Consider the following 15,351-nt stretch of genomic DNA (forward strand, 5'->3'; position numbering starts at 1 on the left):
AAGTGTCGGGATTTCAGAGTGTTTTGTCGGCCTGCACAGCCAGCGGCTCAGTTGCCGGCGCTCTCCATCTTGCGGTGGGCCACGACCTCTTCCAGCCAGCCCAGATGCATTTCCGGCACCGAACTGAGCAGCAGATCGGTATAGTCGTCGAACGGCGGGCTCAGCACCTGCGATTTGGGCCCATAGCGCACCACGCGCCCCTGATACATCACGGCGATGCTGTCACTGATCGCGCGCACCGTCGCCAGGTCATGGGTGATGAACAGATAGGCCACGTCCTCGATCTTCTGCAGGTCCAGCAACAGCTTGAGAATACCGTCCGCTACCAGAGGATCCAGCGCCGAGGTGACCTCGTCACAGATGATCATCCTGGGCTTGGCCGCCAGCGCGCGGGCGATGCACACACGCTGTTTCTGACCGCCGGACAGCTCGGCCGGGTACCGGTCGATGAAACCTTCGCCCAGTTCGATCTCGTCCAGCAGTTCAACGATGCGCTTGCGCTTCTCGGTGCCGCGCATGTTGAAGTAGAACTCGAGCGGCCGGCCGATAATTGTACCCACCGTCTGGCGCGGGTTCATCGCAACATCGGCCATCTGGTAGATCATCTGCAACTCGCGCAGGTCCTCGCGCGAGCGTCCGGCCAGATCGGGGCTGAGCTTGCGCCCGGCAAAGTTGATCTCGCCGTCGCGCGGGGGCAGCAGGCCGGTGATCACCCGGGCCAGCGTGGACTTGCCCGACCCCGATTCCCCCACGACCGCCAGCGTCTGGCCCGGATGTACCTCGACATTGACGTTGTGCAGCACGTCGAAATTCAGCCCCTTGTAACGGGCCGTGATGCCATCAACCTGCAGCACGGGTTCGGGCGTGGGCTGTTTTTCCTCGTGTTCGATCGAACGGACCGAGACCAGCGCCCGCGTGTACTCTTCTTGTGGGTTGTTGATGATCTGGTCGGTGGTGCCGTATTCGACCGTGTCACCCATGCGCAGCACCATGATGTCATCGCTGACCTGCGCCACGACCGCCAGATCGTGGGTGATGTACAGCGCGGCCACGCCGGTGTCGCGGATTGCTTCCTTGATCGCCATCAGGACGTCGATCTGGGTGGTCACGTCGAGCGCGGTCGTGGGTTCGTCGAACACCACCAGATCCGGCTCGGGGCACAGCGCCAGCGCCGTCATGCAACGCTGCAGCTGCCCGCCCGAGACCTGGTGCGGATAGCGGTTGCCGATGTTGTCCGGGTCGGGAAGGCCCAGCTTGGCGAACAGCTCACGCGCACGGGCCTCGGCCTCTTTGCGGCTGAACTTCTTCTGCTCGACCGCGGCTTCGACCACCTGATCCATGATCTTCTTGGCGGGATTGAAGGACGCCGCCGCCGATTGCGACACATAGGTCACCTCGCCGCCGCGCAGTTTGCGGATATCCGACAGCGACGTCTTGAGGATGTCGCGCCCGTTCACCCAGACCTCACCGCCGGTGATCTTAACGCCGCCCCGGCCATAAGCCATCGATGCCAGCCCGATGGTCGATTTGCCCGCACCGGATTCCCCGATCAGCCCCAGCACCTTGCCGCGCTCGAGGTCAAAGCTGACCCCGTGCACGATTTCGATGTCGCGGGGCTTTTCGCCCGGCGGGTAGACGGTTGCGCCGATCTTGAGGTCACGGACCTTGAGAAGGGTATCGCTCATCCCCGGCCTCCTTTCAGCGATGTGGTGCGGTTCAGGATCCAGTCGGCCACCAGGTTGACCGAGATGGCCAGCGTGGCGATGGCCACCGCCGGGTACAGCGCCGCGCCGATGCCATAGACGATGCCGTCCTTGTTTTCTTTCACGATACCGCCCCAATCGGCCAGCGGAGGTTGAACGCCCAGGCCCAGGAACGACAGGGTCGAGACGAACAGCACCATGAAGATGAAGCGCAGGCCCAGTTCGGCCACCAGCGGGGACAGCGCGTTGGGCAGGATCTCGCGGAAGATGATCCAGCCGCGGCCCTCACCGCGCAGCTTGGCGGCCTCGACATAGTCCATGACTTCGATGTCAACGGCCACGGCCCGGGCCAGACGATAGACGCGGGTGGCGTCCAGCAGGCCCATGACCACGATCAGAACCGGGATGGTGACCGGCACCATCGCCAGAACCACCAGCGCGGTGATCAGCGACGGGATCGACATGATCAGGTCCACGGTCCGCGACATCACCTGATCGGCCCAGCCTCCCAGCACGGCCGCCAGAAAGCCCAGGATCGAACCGGTGACGAAGCTGAGGATGGTGGCGGCGGTGGCGATGAAGATCGTGGTGCGCCCGCCATAGATCATTCGGCTGAGAAGATCGCGGCCGATATTGTCGGTGCCCAGCCAGAATTCCGAACTCGAGGGCTCCCACACGTCGCCGACCACCTCGGCCATACCGTAGGGCGCCAGGAAGGGCGCAAAGACGGCGATGATGAAATACAGGGCGGTGAAGGCCAGCCCGATCATTGCAGAGATTGGGATGTTCTTCATTTCGGGTGCCTCAGCCTTGGGTTGGCCAGGATCGCGACGATGTCGGCAACCATGTTCAGCCCGATATAGATGGCGGCAAAGATGACGCCGCAGGCCAGCACCACCGGCACATCGCGCTTGGTCACATGGTCCACCAGATACTGTCCCATGCCGGGATAGACGAACACCACCTCGACCACGACGACGCCGACGACCAGATAGGCCAGGTTCAGCATCACCACGTTCACGATGGGGGCGATGGCGTTCGGGAAGGCATGGCGCCAGATGACCTTGAAGTTGCTCAGGCCCTTGAGTTCGGCCGTTTCGACATAAGCCGACTGCATTACGTTCAAAATTGCGGCGCGAGTCATGCGCATCATATGCGCCAGAACCACCATGGTCAGCACGATGACGGGCAGCGCGATCGAGTTCAGCTTTTGCCAAAAGGACATGCTGTCATTGATCATCGCCAGCGGCGAGAACATGCCCAGCTTGACCGCGATGAAATAGACAAGGACGTAGCCGATCAGGAATTCCGGGATCGAGATTGTCGTCAGAGTAACGGCTGAGATCAGCTTGTCGGGCCAGCGGTTGCGGTAGCGTACCGCGACGAGGCCAAGAAAAATTGCAAGGGGCACCGAGACGATGGCCGCCCAGAAGGCAAGAAACAACGTATTGCCCAATCGGTTGCTGACCGACTCGGCGATGTCCAGCTTGTTGGTCAGGGACGTGCCCATGTCACCTTGGACAATTCCGCCAAGCCATTCGAAATACCGGGTCAAGGCGGGACGGTTCAGCCCCATCTCCTCACGGAGGTTGGCAAGGGATTCAGGGGTGGCGGACTGCCCCAGGACGGCTTGCGCGGCGTCTCCGGGTAGGGCCTCGGTCAACCCGAAAATCAGGGCCGAAGCGCCAAACAGCAAGAGGAATCCCAGCGCCAGGCGCTGGGAAACCAGTTTGATGATAGGATGCATACCTGTCGATCCGAGTTAGACGAACCACATCTTGCGGGACATGTTGCCGTTCATCATCTCTTGGGTCGGATCAGTTTCCCAGCCATCCAGCTGGTTGCTGATGCCTTCGACAAAGTCGTTGAACATCGGGCAGATCAGGCCGCCCTGGTCACGGACCATCATGCCCATCTGGCTGTAGATGGCCTTGCGCTTTGCCGGATCCAGCTCGGCACGCGCGGCAAACAGCAGGTCGTCGAACTGTTTGACCTTGAACCGGGTGTCGTTCCAGTCGGCGGTGGACAGATAGGCAGTTGCGTACATCTGGTCCTGCACCGGGCGGCCGCCCCAGTAGGACGCGCAGAACGGCTGTACGTTCCAGACTTCGGACCAGTAGCCATCATTCGGCTCGCGCTTGATCTCAAGCGGGATGCCGGCCTGCTGGGCGGTCTGCTGGAACAGGGCTGCGGCATCTACGGCGCCAGGGAAGGCTCCGTCGGCCACACGCAGAATGATGGGCGACCCGTCATGACCGGACTTCTTGTAATGTTCGGCGGCTTTTTCGACGCTGAACTCACGCTGCGGGATCGTCTCATCGAACAGCGGGTATGCTGCGTTGATCGGCATGTCGTTCCCGACCGAGCCATAGCCGCGCAGTACCTTCTCGACCAGTTCTTCGCGGTTGATCGCGTATTTCAGAGCGGTCCGCAGCTCGTTGCTGTCGAACGGCGCCGTGTCACAATGCATGATGAACACGTAGTGGCCGCGTCCTGCCGTCGAATGTACGGTCAGGTTGGGCGCACGACCCAAGAGGTCGGCAACCTTGGGCTCAACCCGGTTGATCGCGTGAACCTGACCCGACTGCAGCGCGGCCGTCCGGGCCGTGGCATCGTTGATGACCACCACTTCGACGCTGTCAAAGTTGCCGAAATCCGGGTTCCAGTGGTTCTCGAATTTGGAGAACAGGTGGCGCACACCGGGTTCGTCCGCTTCCAGCTTGTACGGACCGGTGCCGATACCGGCGCCCGGGTTGTCCATTCCGCCGTCCGGCTGGATGATCAGGTGATAATCGGCCATCAGGTAAGGCAGATCGGCGTTCGGCTCGTTCAGGGTGACCTGAAAATATTCGCCATCGGCCTTCATCGACTCGATGCCCTTCATGATGCCCAACGCGCCCGACTTCGAATCTTCGTTCGAGTGGCGCTGCATCGTTTTCAGCACGTCCTCGCTGGTCATGGTCTTGCCGTTGTGGAACTCGACCCCCTGACGCAGTTTGAACGTCCACACCTTGGCATCGGCGCTGCCTTCAACGCTTTCGGCCAGGCGCGGCTCGATCGTGCCGTCGGGGGCGACTTCGACCAGTTGGTCGCCGAACTGCTTGCCGTTCTGGAACGGAACCGAGCTGGCATAGGTGGCCGGGTCCAGCGAGTTCGTGGATTCACCGCCCTGCAGGCCCAGTTTCAGATCGCCACCTTTCTTGGCGCCAGCGGCGCGGGCCGCGTCGGCGAAGACGGTGCTGGCCATGGCAGCCGATACACCCAATGCGGCTGCCTTCCCCATGAATTCACGTCGGGTCAGTTTCCCGGCGGTCACCTGGCTGGCCATGTGAGTGAGTTGTTCGTTCATTCGGATATCTCCCAGTTGAGTGTTTTGTGTGCCCGTTTTACGGGCTTTTTATTGACGCATGAGTCAACGTTGGCGCATTTCGTCTCGGCGGGCAAGGTCAAATCTCGGGGACTTGCCACCAGCAAAATCACATCTGATCACGAGGTATGGTGTCCTCCACGGTTTTGGAAAAAATCTTCACATCGTTTTCAAAGGCATCAAGCGTCGCGCGCAGATGAAAGCTGGATCGGTCCGACCACATCTCGCAATTGGCCTCGGTTCGCAGTTGGATGCCGTCGCGACGGGTCTCTTGTACCCATTCGCAGCAACCGCGCGCGCTCAGCGGATCGTCCGGATGGATCGACCACCGTTCAAAAGCGGTTCCGCCGCTGACCAGACCATGATCCGCGTCTTCGACCAAGCCGAAATCATCTTCGATGACCAGATCGATGACGCCGGTCGTCATGTCAGTTTCGACGCGCCGCGCATGGGTCGCCTCTCGCAATTGGGTCACTTGCCACGGAGAGTCCGCATCGGGTGGGGCAAATTGCCATTCATCCCGATCCGACCTGTCGCGCTGGGGGATCGTGAACGTGCCGCCTGTCAGGTGGAGCTCCGCTGTTTCCGGCGAAGGCCAGATCAGCGGCCAATAGGCGCTTGAGACGGCAACGCGCAGGCTGTGGTCCTTGGGAACCCGGTAGGCGACGTGGTCCAGCACAACTTCGATGTCGTAGACCTGTCCGGGTATCAACGTTTTGGGGGACGAATGCCCCTCCGTATGGGTCAGATTCAATACACCATAGGTGATCCGAGTCGCAGCTCCGTCGGGGTGGATTTGGTTCAGCCGAACGGCAATCTGGGCTTGTGGTTTGTCGACACTCAGCTTCAAGCGCAGGCGCGGGGCACCGACAATGTCCAGATCTGCGGTCAGAGGGGTCGTGTCGAAACAGGCAGACAGAGCGTCATCTGCCCGCTGGTCGCCCGGCATGTCCGGACCCAGCCAGATGGCGCAATATTCGCCGCCATCCATGCCGCAATGATGCGGCGAGCGGATTTTGGTATCCAAGGGGCCGTCCTTACCCAGCCCGGCTTCGGAAAGCGGAAGGGTGACCGTCGGCAGGTGGGACGTGGCGCTGGCATCCTCGGTGATCCAATGGCCCGGGCGTTCGGCATACCAGCGCGCCGGGCGCACGCCATCCATCAGATAGGCGCGATAGGCCGGGTCCTGTTCAACTCCGGTCTTTTTGCCCTTCAGCCAGCGGTCCCACCAGCGCAGCGCCTCTTGCAGGAAGCCGATGCGTGGTTCGGGCACGGCAAAATGCGGGTACTTGTGCACCCAGGGGCCGACGATGCCCTTGACCGGCGCAGTCAGGTTCTCGACCAGCCAGGGCACCGTGTTCTTGTAGGCATCACCCCAGCCGCCCACCGCCAGTGTCGCGGCTCGGATCGCGCCGGGGTCTTCGCAGACAGACCCATGTCGCCAATAGGCATCGCGGGTCTGATGCCGCAGCCAGACCGAGGGCAGAAACGGTTCGGCCGTCAACCGCTGCAGCCACATCTCGCGCCAGTCGTCACGCAGCGCCGGGTCGGGCGGGCGGGACGAATACGACCACATGGTGGCCCCCCAGCCCAGATTCTCGTTCAGAAGGCAGCCGCCCTTGTAATGGATGTCATCGGCATAACGGTCGGCGGTCGAACACAGGGTGATGATGGCATTCAACGGCGCGGGTTGCAGCGCCGCCACTTGCAGCGCGTTGAAGCCGCCCCAGCTGATCCCCATCATCCCGACCGCGCCGCTGCACCAGGGCTGTTGGGCCAGCCATTCGATCACTTCGACGGCGTCGTCCAGTTCCTGCTGGGTGTATTCATCCTCCATCAGTCCCTGGCTGTCGCCGTTGCCGCGCATGTCGACGCGGATGCAGGCGTATCCACGTTTGGCAAACCAGGGATGGGTCAGGGCATCGCGCGCCGTCGTGCCGTCGCGCTTGCGATAAGGCAGGTATTCCAAAATGGCGGGCACCGGGTGCTGCGGCGCATCGACAGGCCGCCAGATCCGCGCCGACAGGCGGCAGCCGTCCGACAGAATGATGCCCTGATCCGGAACCTCTTCGATCTCGGCCAGTGAGTTCTTCGCCTGAGTCATGTGCCCAGTCTCAGGCGGTTCGGCGGATGGTGTGCGAGGAAAAGCGTCAATTCATTCCTTCGTTGCGACAAGCAGATCCATGACATTGGTTCCCGTGGGGCCGGTCACTAGCAGAGCACCGACCCGGTCAAGGAACGACCCTGCATCAGCCGCGCGCAAGGCTTGGTCCGCCCCATCGGCCCATGTCGCGCCGGTCACGACACCGCCGGCCGCATTGGTCGGCCCGTCGGTGCCGTCGGTTCCGCCGACCACGACGCACAGCCCCTCGCATCCCTGAATCTCGCGCGCCAACGCCAGTGCCAGCGCCTGGTTGCGCCCGCCTCGGCCCGGGTTTTCGGGCAGGACAACCGTCGGCTCTCCGCCAAAGATCATCGCGCCCGGCGGCATCTGGCGCAGCCGCGCGCCGATATCTGCCGCGACGGACAGATAGTCGTCGTGCAGGGCCTCTTCCTCGGCCAAAACGTCCAGACCGGCGGCACGTGCCGCGTCTGCTGCGGCGCAGCGCGCATGGGCGTTCGAGGCAATGATCTGTGCATTCGCTTCGAATTGCGGGGCGTCGGGCAAGGCGCCGATGCCCGATCCGATGACGCCGATGTCGTCCCCCGGCACGTCCGAGATGGCCAGGACCGTCGCGCGCGCTCCGCCGAAACCGGCCAGCAGACCGCCGCCCTTGATCCGCGACATCTCGCGCCGGCGGGCGTTCATGGCGGTGATGTCCAGCCCCTCGGACAGCAGCTGCGCGTTCAGCCGCGCCAGATCTTCGAGGGTGGCCCCCGGGACCAGATCCTCGGCCAGCGAAGACGCTCCGCCCGAGACCAGCAGCAACAGATGCGTGCCAGGCTCCATGGCCTGAACCGCCGCGCGCAGGGCTTGGCCGCCCTTCAGGCTGCGGGCATCGGGCACGGGGTGAGAGGCTTCGATGACCTGCAGATGTGACGGCAGCCCTTCGGCATGGCCGTCTTTCGTGACCACAAGGCCCGGTGTTCTGCCGAAATGATCCTGCGCCGCATTCATCATCGCCGCCGCGGCCTTGCCCACCGCCAGAATCAAATCGGGGCGCGGAACATTAGGCAGTGCCGCCTTGACCGCGCCATAGCCGTCAACGGCGGCAACGCCCGCCTTCCAGATCGCGATCGCCTGATCCTGCATCGTCATCACATGTCCATCCAGATCGTAACCGGGCCGTCATTGACCAGGGACACCGCCATATCCGCTCCGAAAGACCCGGTTTCGGTCGGAACCCCAAGCGCGGCCAGCGCGCGGGCAAAGTGTTCGTACAGGCGTTCACCGGTTGCCGGATCGGCCGCCGCCGCAAATCCGGGCCGGTTCCCGCGCGACGTGTCGGCGGCCAAGGTGAACTGGCTGACCACAAGGGCCGAGCCGCCGATATCCAACACCGACCGGTTCATCTTGCCCGCGTCATCCTTGAAGATCCGCAGCTTGGCAATCTTGGCCGCCAGTTGCTCGGCGTGCGAGTCGTCGTCGCCCTGCATGGCGCAGACCAGCACCAGTAGCCCCGGCCCGCACTGGCCGATGACTTCCCCCTCGACCGAGACCGATGCCTCGGACACCCTTTGTATCAATGCGCGCATGTCGATGTTTTTCTCAAAGTTCGCTTACTCGGTCCAAGCCCCACGCCAGGTGACGAACTCGTCCAGCGTGGCGCGCTCGGTCCGGAATTGGTTGGCCGGATGATCGACATTCGGATAGCCGAAGGAAATCGCGCACAGGATCAGCCGGTCATCGGGGATGTTGAAATAGCGGTGCAGGAACGGCCCATAGGCGGCCACCGCCGCCTGTGGGATCGTGGCGATGCCCAAGGCCTGTGCCGCCAGTGTGAAGGCCGTGACAAACCCGCCGCAATCCATCGCGCCATAGGGGCCGAGTTCCGCCGGGCTGGACAGGATGGCGCAATGCGGGGCGCCGAACAGGTTGAAGTTTTCCATCATCTGCCGGGCCGATCCAGCGCGGTCGCCCTTTTTCACGCCCACGGCCTCGTACAGGGCCCATCCGCAGGCGCGGCGCCGGTCCTGATAGACGCCGGAATAGCCGGTCGGAAAGGGCAGGTCGGGCTGCGCCTGGCCGGTCTCGGCTTCGGCCCGCAAGGCGCTGCGGAACGCATCCGTTTCCGCGCCGCTGGTCACGACCACCTGCCAGGGCTGCGCGTTGCACCAGCTGGGCACTTGGGCGGCGCTGGTCAGAATCTGTTCGATGTCACCCCGCGGCACCGGATCGGACCGGAAGGCGCGGCAGGACTGGCGCGCGGTCAGAAGCGTGTTCAGATCGGCCAGGGTCACGTCGTCCTCTCCTCCGGGGCAGCCGGCGGCAGGATGGGTGAGAAGCCCGGGATGTTCAAGGGGTTCCGAGGCAGAGTTTTCGGCGGCGGAACCCAGCGGTCATTGCTGTCCGGTCGCCACCAGATACCCGATGCCGGCTGCCGCCAGCAGGCCCAGGACCACCGCAATCGTGATCTTGATCGCCGACCAGGGCCGTTCACCCTGCACCTGACCGGTGCGACCGTTGACAACAAAGCGATAGGTCTGGCCGCGATACTTGTACGCGGCCATCCAGACCGGCAGCAGGATGTGCTTGAAGGTCACGTCGCAGATCTCGGTTTCGATCGCGTGGATGCGCTGCCGGTCGCCGCCGATGTCAAAGCGGACGTCGCGCTCGATCACGCGGGCCATGTGGCCGCGGGCTTCCTGATAACCTTGCTGCAGATCGACCGTGTAGGCCTCGGCCCGGAACCCGGCCAGGTACTCGGGCTGATAGGGCTCGAGCGCGGGCAGGTCCCAAGGTTGCAGCGCGTCGGTGTATGACTTGGGCAGCGATTGCGAGGCCAGCACGAGCACGTCGTCAAAGAACCGGGCCACCCTGCCGGATTTCGGCGTCCAGCGCACCTTGGGCACTTGCTGCTGCACCCGCTTGCCGTCACGCATCACCGTCCGGGTTTCGTAATAGACTACGCCCCGTTCGCCGCGATAGGCCGATTTCGTGTCGGCGTCGAACGTCCAGTAGGGCACATAGATGCCCTGCATCCTGCGGCCTTTGCGGGCATAGTCCTTGAGCCCGTTCGGCGCGAACCACAGCCGCCCCAGCCAGTCGCTCATGGCCTTGTGCGCGGCGCGTTCGTCCAGCGCAAAGGGCAGAACGCCGCGCGGCTTGATGTGCCGGTTCACGCCGGTATCGGTCACGACCGGGGTGGCGCAGAACGGGCATTCCGCGGCGTGGGTGTTGGGGTCGAACTCGACCTGGGCCGCGCAGTTGGGGCAGGTCAGAACCCGCGTCTCTTCGATCTCGCTGTCGGGCAAGCGGTCGGCGATGGCGGCGTCGAAGTCCAGTTCGCGCAGGCTGGCGCCGCCCCAGGGGCCAGCCCCGATCGGTTCGGAATGGCCGCAATGGTCACAGGTCAGCGTGCCGGATTGCGGGTCGAACCGATAGTCCGCGCCGCAATTGTCACATGGAAAACGATGTTCCGCAGAACCGGGTGGCGGAGCAGGGGGCTGTGTCATGGGTGGTCACGTGTCGAGGGGAAAGTGAAGATAGGCTGCGCGCTGCTCCTCAGGCAGGACATGCGGCAGCATCGCCGCTTCGCAGGCCCCGATCGCCCTGAAATTCTCGCGCGCCTCGGCCAGCGTCAGGCCGTGATTGGCGGCAGAGGGCTCGCGGGGGTTCTTGTCGTACAGAATGTCCTCGTCCTCCCAAAAGCAGATCGCGCAGATCAGGTAGGCCCCGCGCTTGGCCAGGGTGACATAACCGCAGCACGGGCAGATGAATTGCGGCGGCTGCGGCGCTTTGCGCCCGCCTGTCTTCGAGCGTTTCCGCGATGCGGGCATGCCGATGCCTCACGCCCCGGGCGGCGGAGGCGGCAGGATCGTGAACAGCTGCGCGAGTTCCTGCACCTCGCCCGCTTTCTTCCAGCCGTCCTGACCGGGCGTCCACACGAAAGTGTCCCGCGTAATTTCTCCCTCGCTGGCCATGCGGCCCATCTTGGCCTTCGAGAACGGACCGCTCGTCTGGCCATCCACCGCGATATGCCAGACATGCTCGACTGGCGGCGGGGGCGGCGGGGCCGCATGCGCTGATGGTTGCGGGGCAGCGGGCGCGGGCGCGCCCCACGGGCCAGACGGCTGACCCGCTGCCATGTTCGACATCTGGTTCGCCATCGCCATGCCCATTCCCATACCAAGGCCAGCACCCATGCCACCGCCTCCGTTCGGGTTGCTGGCGGCCGCCGTCATTGCCTCGGCCGCGGAATACTGGGTGAATTTGCCCAGATCCCCCGCCAGCCCCATTGAAGTACGCTTGTCCAGCGCCGCCTCGACCGCCGGTGGCAGCGAAATGTTCTCGATGTAGAATTCCGGCATTTCCAGCCCGTAGCCATCCAGCACAGGCGAGACCTCCGCCGCGATCAGCTTGCCCAGATCGGCGGTGTTGGCGGCCATGTCCAGAACCGGAATGCCCGAGCCTGCGATGACCCGGCTGAATTCCTGCACGATGATGTTGCGGATCTGAAAGCTGATCTCGTCCATGGTGAATTCGCCATCGGTGCCGACGATCTCGACCAGGAAACGGGCCGGGTCCTTGACCCGAATCGTGTAGGTGCCATAGGCGCGGATCCGGGTCGGGCCGAATTCCGGGTCGCGCAGCATGATCGGGTTCTTGGTGCCCCATTTCAGGTCGTTGAACCGGGTCGTGTTGACGAAGTAGATCTCGGACTTGAACGGCGACTGGAACCCGTGATCCCAGTGCTGCAGCGTCGTCATGATCGGCATGTTGTTGGTCTCAAGCATGTAGAGGCCGGGCGTAAACACGTCGGCCAGCTGGCCTTCGTGCACGAATACGGCCGCCTGGCCCTCGCGCACGGTCAGCTTGGCGCCATACTTGATCTCGTGGCCTTCGCGCTCGAACCGCCAGACCATCGTGTCGCGGGTGTCGTCCACCCAATGAATGACATCAATGAATTCTCCGGTCAGAAAATCGAAAATTCCCATCTGGGTTCTCCTGTCATCGGGGTCAGAGCGACTGCCCCATCAATTCACGGGCGATGATCCGCACCACCGGCGCGGCCTCTTGCGCGGTCATGCCGGGTTTCAGGCGCGGATCATACAACATCGTCAGCAGCTTTTCGTCATGGCTGGTCAGCAGGGCGAATTCGTCGTCATCATTGAAGATCGACGGCCGCGCCCGTGGGCTGTCATTGGGCAGGCCCAGCCCCTGGGCGATTTCCTCATGGATGCAGCTCAGCCGCATCAAGTCAGGGTGCTCGGCCCGCACCAACGCAACCGCACCAGTATAGGTGTTGGGTGCCCCGTTGGACGCCGAGGCGAAGACAAAGCAATAGAACGAGCGCGGTAAATCTTGAAACAGGTTCAACTGAGCCTGTCCGATATTGGGAAACAACTGGCGCAGTCGCGTTTGCACGAATTCCGTATCATCATCGCCGGAGACGAACACATGGAAGTTCGCGTTTCTGGTTACGGTCGAGATCGGGTGGCCAGTCAAGGACGACATGCGTTCGGAATAGGCCCGGATCTGTTCCTTGTCGGCCGCACGTTGGTCTGGCGATACTGATGGCCCGAACTCTGCCTGTATCCGGACCGGGCCAGACCAGCGGCTTAGCCTTCCGATGGTACGTTGGCTGCTGCCGGATACGGCGGCGCCGGGATACTCGCTGTAGAACGCGATGGCTTCGAAATTCCGCGCCAAATCATCCGCATCAAACGGGGTGTCCGGCCCGCCACCGTCTGTACGCATCAGACCACGGGTCAACAGGTCGCGCTCGACGCGCTGATAATATCGCGCCAGATCCCGGCTTGCGGCCGAAGGTTCGACATAAGCATTGGCCAACTGCGGCTGGGACGGGCGCGCCTGCGGGGCAATCGAGGACTCGAGCGCGTCATCGCAATTGGCCAAGATCAGCAATGCAGCTGCCCCCAACCCGTGCCCTAGAAATCTCCGAAGCCGCACCTGCGATCTCTCCTCAGCCCGGAACGGCGGTTCCGGCCGTGTCGCCCAGCCCGTCTTTCCGAGCCTTGGCCGAAGCCAAGGTGTCCCGCAGTTCGGCTTCCATCTTCTTCAGCTCTTCTTCTGCGGCGGCGCGGCGGGCCTTGCCCTCGTCGGCGATGGCGAGGCTTTCATTGATCGTGCCGATCAGATCCTCGTTGGCCTTCTTGACCGCTTCGATGTCGAACACGCCACGCTCCATTTCCTCGCGGATCATCTTGTTCGACTGGCGCAGGTTCGCGGCGTTCGAGGTCAGCAGCTCGTTCGTCAGATCGTTGGCGTCGCGCACGGCGGCGGCGGCCTCGGCGCTGCGCTGGATGGTGACCGCCTGCGCCAGCTGGGTTTCCCACAGCGGCACGGTGTTCACCAGCGTCGAGTTGATCTTGGTCACCAGCGACTTGTCGTTTTCCTGAACCAGCCGGATCGAGGGCAGCGATTGCATCGTCACCTGTCGCGTCAGCTTCAGGTCATGCACACGCCGTTCCAGATCGTCGCGGGCGGCCCGCAGGTCGCGCAGTTCCTGCGCCTTCATCACCTGCTGATCTTCCGGGGCGGCCTGCACCTCGGCCTCTTTCTCGGGGATGTCATGGCTGTCCAGTTCGGTCAGCTTCTCTTCGCCGGCCGCGATGTACAGCGCCAGTTCATCATAGAAATCCAGCGTCTTTTCATACAGCAGATCCAGAGACTTGATGTCCTTCAGAAGCGTGTGCTCGTGCGACAGAAGGTTGTCGGTGATCCGGTCGATCTGATCCTGCACCTCTTCGTAGCGCGCGGTGAACTTGGCGAAAGGCGCGGCGCGGCCCAGCAGTTTCTCCCACCAGCTGCGCTCGCGGCGCACGTCCAGTTCAGACACGGAAAAGCCGCGGATCGTGGTGACGATGTCGCGCAGGCTGTCACCGGCGGGGCCGACATCCTTGTTGCGCACGTCAGCCAGCATGGCCTGGCTGATTTCCTGCAGCTCGGCCTGCGCAGCCGATCCAAAAGCAACGATCGAGTTGGTGTCGCCCATGTCGATTTCGGACATGCGCTTGCGGATTTCGGCGCCCACCGGTTCGTCGGCCTCTTCCAACGGCACGATCTCGGAACTCGGCTCGGGCAAAGAGACTGCTGCAACTTCCTGAACCAGCGTTTCGGCCTCGGCCGCCTTTTTCTTGATTTCGTCAGACATGAGAAGCTTCCCTGTTCTTGGTTTGGCCGGTCAGTCGAGCCGGACGCCTTCGCGCTGCAGTCGTTCACGCAGCACGTCGATTTCGACCGTCAGATCACTGCGGTCATCCAATAGCATCTTTCGGGTGCGGGCCGAGAAATTCTGCTCGAGGTCGTCCAGCAGCGCCGAGTAATCGGACAGAGCCTGCGGGTCGCGGGTGCGCGCAAAGACATCGGCAAACTTGATCGTCGCATCGCGGGCGCCCTGCAGATAGACGGTCAGGTATTTGCGGGCACCGGCCAGATCGCGCGGGTCCTCCTCGACCGTGCGGAACAGATCGCGAGCGGTGGTCTGAAACCGCTCGACCCGAGCTTCGATCCTGCGGTCGCCGGCCCGTTTGATGGCATCCGTCATTTGGTTCAGATGGGCTTCGGCATCTTCGACCACGCGGGCGACCCGGTCCTGTTGATAGGTGTCCACACCTTCCATGCCTTTGTTTTTCATCGGGTCGAGCCCGAAGGCGACGGAATGCAGGGCCGTTGCCACGCCGCCGAACAAGACCGGCGCCAGCAGGCTGACCTGGCTGGCGGTCTCGGCATCCAGATAGTCGTTGCGATAAGCGGCCAGACCCACCCCCAGCCCGGTCAACACCGACGAGAAGATCTTGCGGGGAAAGGCTGGGCGGCGCGCGGTGCGGCGTGCGTTGTAGGCATCCTCGGCCTTCAACCCTTCGCGCAGCAGAAAGGCCGCAGCGGTCAGAATGCCGGCGGCGACCAATCCAAGTGTCATCCCGATCGCGCCGTCGTTGAGCGACAGAAAGACCAGCGGGATCGCCGGAACGAACATCACATTGGCGCGGGCGCCGACCGGGTTCACTCGGGCACCATCGTATTGCCCGCGCGGGGCGGGCGCGTCGGTGTCGGACTGGCCGTCGGGGCTGAACTTTCCGCCGTATCGCTTGGCCATGGCGTCAGAGCCCCCCAAGCCAACCGGTGCAGACGCCGAACAACAGTACCAGTAGGGC

14 protein-coding genes are annotated in these 15,351 nt (G+C 63.3%); all 14 read right to left on the bottom strand.

Annotation, left to right across the window (positions count from 1 at the left end; all coding sequences use genetic code 11):
• Positions 1-47: 47 nt before the first annotated feature.
• The 14 genes from AC2FML_RS08770 to AC2FML_RS08835 all read right to left on the bottom strand — a co-directional run bounded on the left by AC2FML_RS08770 (position 48) and on the right by AC2FML_RS08835 (position 15,293).
• On the bottom strand, positions 48-1,685 hold the full coding sequence (locus AC2FML_RS08770) for an ABC transporter ATP-binding protein (RefSeq protein WP_496782814.1): 1,638 nt from the start codon (positions 1,683-1,685) through the stop codon (positions 48-50).
• The gene (locus AC2FML_RS08775) at positions 1,682-2,497 is read right to left on the bottom strand and encodes an ABC transporter permease (protein ID WP_170340710.1); all 816 of its coding nucleotides are present in this window, start codon (positions 2,495-2,497) and stop codon (positions 1,682-1,684) included. Before AC2FML_RS08775 ends, AC2FML_RS08770 begins: the two co-directional genes overlap by 4 nt.
• Positions 2,494-3,450, bottom strand: a complete 957-nt coding sequence (locus AC2FML_RS08780; RefSeq protein WP_170340107.1) for an ABC transporter permease — start codon at positions 3,448-3,450, stop codon at positions 2,494-2,496. The genes AC2FML_RS08775 and AC2FML_RS08780 overlap by 4 nt, the downstream gene beginning before the upstream one ends.
• A gap of 15 nt (positions 3,451-3,465) precedes the next feature.
• On the bottom strand, positions 3,466-5,052 hold the full coding sequence (locus AC2FML_RS08785; RefSeq protein ID WP_496782816.1) for an ABC transporter substrate-binding protein: 1,587 nt from the start codon (positions 5,050-5,052) through the stop codon (positions 3,466-3,468).
• Positions 5,053-5,179: 127 nt separating this feature from the next.
• Complete coding sequence (locus AC2FML_RS08790; RefSeq protein ID WP_496782818.1) at positions 5,180-7,174, bottom strand: CocE/NonD family hydrolase; 1,995 nt, start codon at positions 7,172-7,174, stop codon at positions 5,180-5,182.
• Between the two features lie 51 nt (positions 7,175-7,225).
• The gene (locus AC2FML_RS08795) at positions 7,226-8,329 is read right to left on the bottom strand and encodes a DUF4147 domain-containing protein (protein WP_496782819.1); all 1,104 of its coding nucleotides are present in this window, start codon (positions 8,327-8,329) and stop codon (positions 7,226-7,228) included.
• The gene (gene dtd, locus AC2FML_RS08800) at positions 8,329-8,766 is read right to left on the bottom strand and encodes a D-aminoacyl-tRNA deacylase (protein WP_170340719.1); all 438 of its coding nucleotides are present in this window, start codon (positions 8,764-8,766) and stop codon (positions 8,329-8,331) included. The genes AC2FML_RS08795 and dtd overlap by 1 nt, the downstream gene beginning before the upstream one ends.
• 24 nt (positions 8,767-8,790) lie before the next feature.
• On the bottom strand, positions 8,791-9,471 hold the full coding sequence (locus tag AC2FML_RS08805; RefSeq protein WP_496782820.1) for a nitroreductase: 681 nt from the start codon (positions 9,469-9,471) through the stop codon (positions 8,791-8,793).
• Positions 9,472-9,570: 99 nt separating this feature from the next.
• Positions 9,571-10,686, bottom strand: coding sequence for a TFIIB-type zinc ribbon-containing protein (locus AC2FML_RS08810; RefSeq protein ID WP_496782821.1), 1,116 nt, complete (start codon positions 10,684-10,686; stop codon positions 9,571-9,573).
• Between the two features lie 6 nt (positions 10,687-10,692).
• Positions 10,693-11,010 (bottom strand): CPCC family cysteine-rich protein, encoded by a 318-nt coding sequence (locus AC2FML_RS08815; RefSeq protein WP_170357197.1) that lies wholly within the window; start codon positions 11,008-11,010, stop codon positions 10,693-10,695.
• A 9-nt stretch (positions 11,011-11,019) separates the two neighbouring features.
• Positions 11,020-12,168: an SPFH domain-containing protein gene (locus AC2FML_RS08820; protein ID WP_170357198.1), complete on the bottom strand. Its 1,149-nt coding sequence runs from the start codon at positions 12,166-12,168 to the stop codon at positions 11,020-11,022.
• 22 nt (positions 12,169-12,190) lie between these two features.
• Complete coding sequence (locus AC2FML_RS08825; protein WP_170357199.1) at positions 12,191-13,144, bottom strand: DUF2927 domain-containing protein; 954 nt, start codon at positions 13,142-13,144, stop codon at positions 12,191-12,193.
• Between the two features lie 13 nt (positions 13,145-13,157).
• Positions 13,158-14,348: a toxic anion resistance protein gene (locus AC2FML_RS08830; RefSeq protein WP_170364697.1), complete on the bottom strand. Its 1,191-nt coding sequence runs from the start codon at positions 14,346-14,348 to the stop codon at positions 13,158-13,160.
• A 30-nt stretch (positions 14,349-14,378) separates the two neighbouring features.
• Positions 14,379-15,293: a 5-bromo-4-chloroindolyl phosphate hydrolysis family protein gene (locus tag AC2FML_RS08835; protein WP_480636516.1), complete on the bottom strand. Its 915-nt coding sequence runs from the start codon at positions 15,291-15,293 to the stop codon at positions 14,379-14,381.
• Between the last annotated feature and the right edge of the window lie 58 nt (positions 15,294-15,351).

It is taken from the genome of Ruegeria sp. BHSC029 (genome assembly GCF_059613085.1).

What these genes read in the sequence shown, in the direction of transcription:
- AC2FML_RS08810 (WP_496782821.1), bottom strand. Translation starts at nt 10,686, where the DNA reads ATGACACAGCCCCCTGCTCCGCCACCCGGTTCTGCGGAACATCGTTTT.
- AC2FML_RS08835 (WP_480636516.1), bottom strand. Translation starts at nt 15,293, where the DNA reads ATGGCCAAGCGATACGGCGGAAAGTTCAGCCCCGACGGCCAGTCCGAC.
- AC2FML_RS08815 (WP_170357197.1), bottom strand. Translation starts at nt 11,010, where the DNA reads ATGCCCGCATCGCGGAAACGCTCGAAGACAGGCGGGCGCAAAGCGCCG.
- AC2FML_RS08795 (WP_496782819.1), bottom strand. Translation starts at nt 8,329, where the DNA reads ATGACGATGCAGGATCAGGCGATCGCGATCTGGAAGGCGGGCGTTGCC.
- AC2FML_RS08790 (WP_496782818.1), bottom strand. Translation starts at nt 7,174, where the DNA reads ATGACTCAGGCGAAGAACTCACTGGCCGAGATCGAAGAGGTTCCGGAT.
- dtd (WP_170340719.1), bottom strand. Translation starts at nt 8,766, where the DNA reads ATGCGCGCATTGATACAAAGGGTGTCCGAGGCATCGGTCTCGGTCGAG.
- AC2FML_RS08775 (WP_170340710.1), bottom strand. Translation starts at nt 2,497, where the DNA reads ATGAAGAACATCCCAATCTCTGCAATGATCGGGCTGGCCTTCACCGCC.
- AC2FML_RS08830 (WP_170364697.1), bottom strand. Translation starts at nt 14,348, where the DNA reads ATGTCTGACGAAATCAAGAAAAAGGCGGCCGAGGCCGAAACGCTGGTT.
- AC2FML_RS08785 (WP_496782816.1), bottom strand. Translation starts at nt 5,052, where the DNA reads ATGAACGAACAACTCACTCACATGGCCAGCCAGGTGACCGCCGGGAAA.
- AC2FML_RS08820 (WP_170357198.1), bottom strand. Translation starts at nt 12,168, where the DNA reads ATGGGAATTTTCGATTTTCTGACCGGAGAATTCATTGATGTCATTCAT.
- AC2FML_RS08780 (WP_170340107.1), bottom strand. Translation starts at nt 3,450, where the DNA reads ATGCATCCTATCATCAAACTGGTTTCCCAGCGCCTGGCGCTGGGATTC.
- AC2FML_RS08770 (WP_496782814.1), bottom strand. Translation starts at nt 1,685, where the DNA reads ATGAGCGATACCCTTCTCAAGGTCCGTGACCTCAAGATCGGCGCAACC.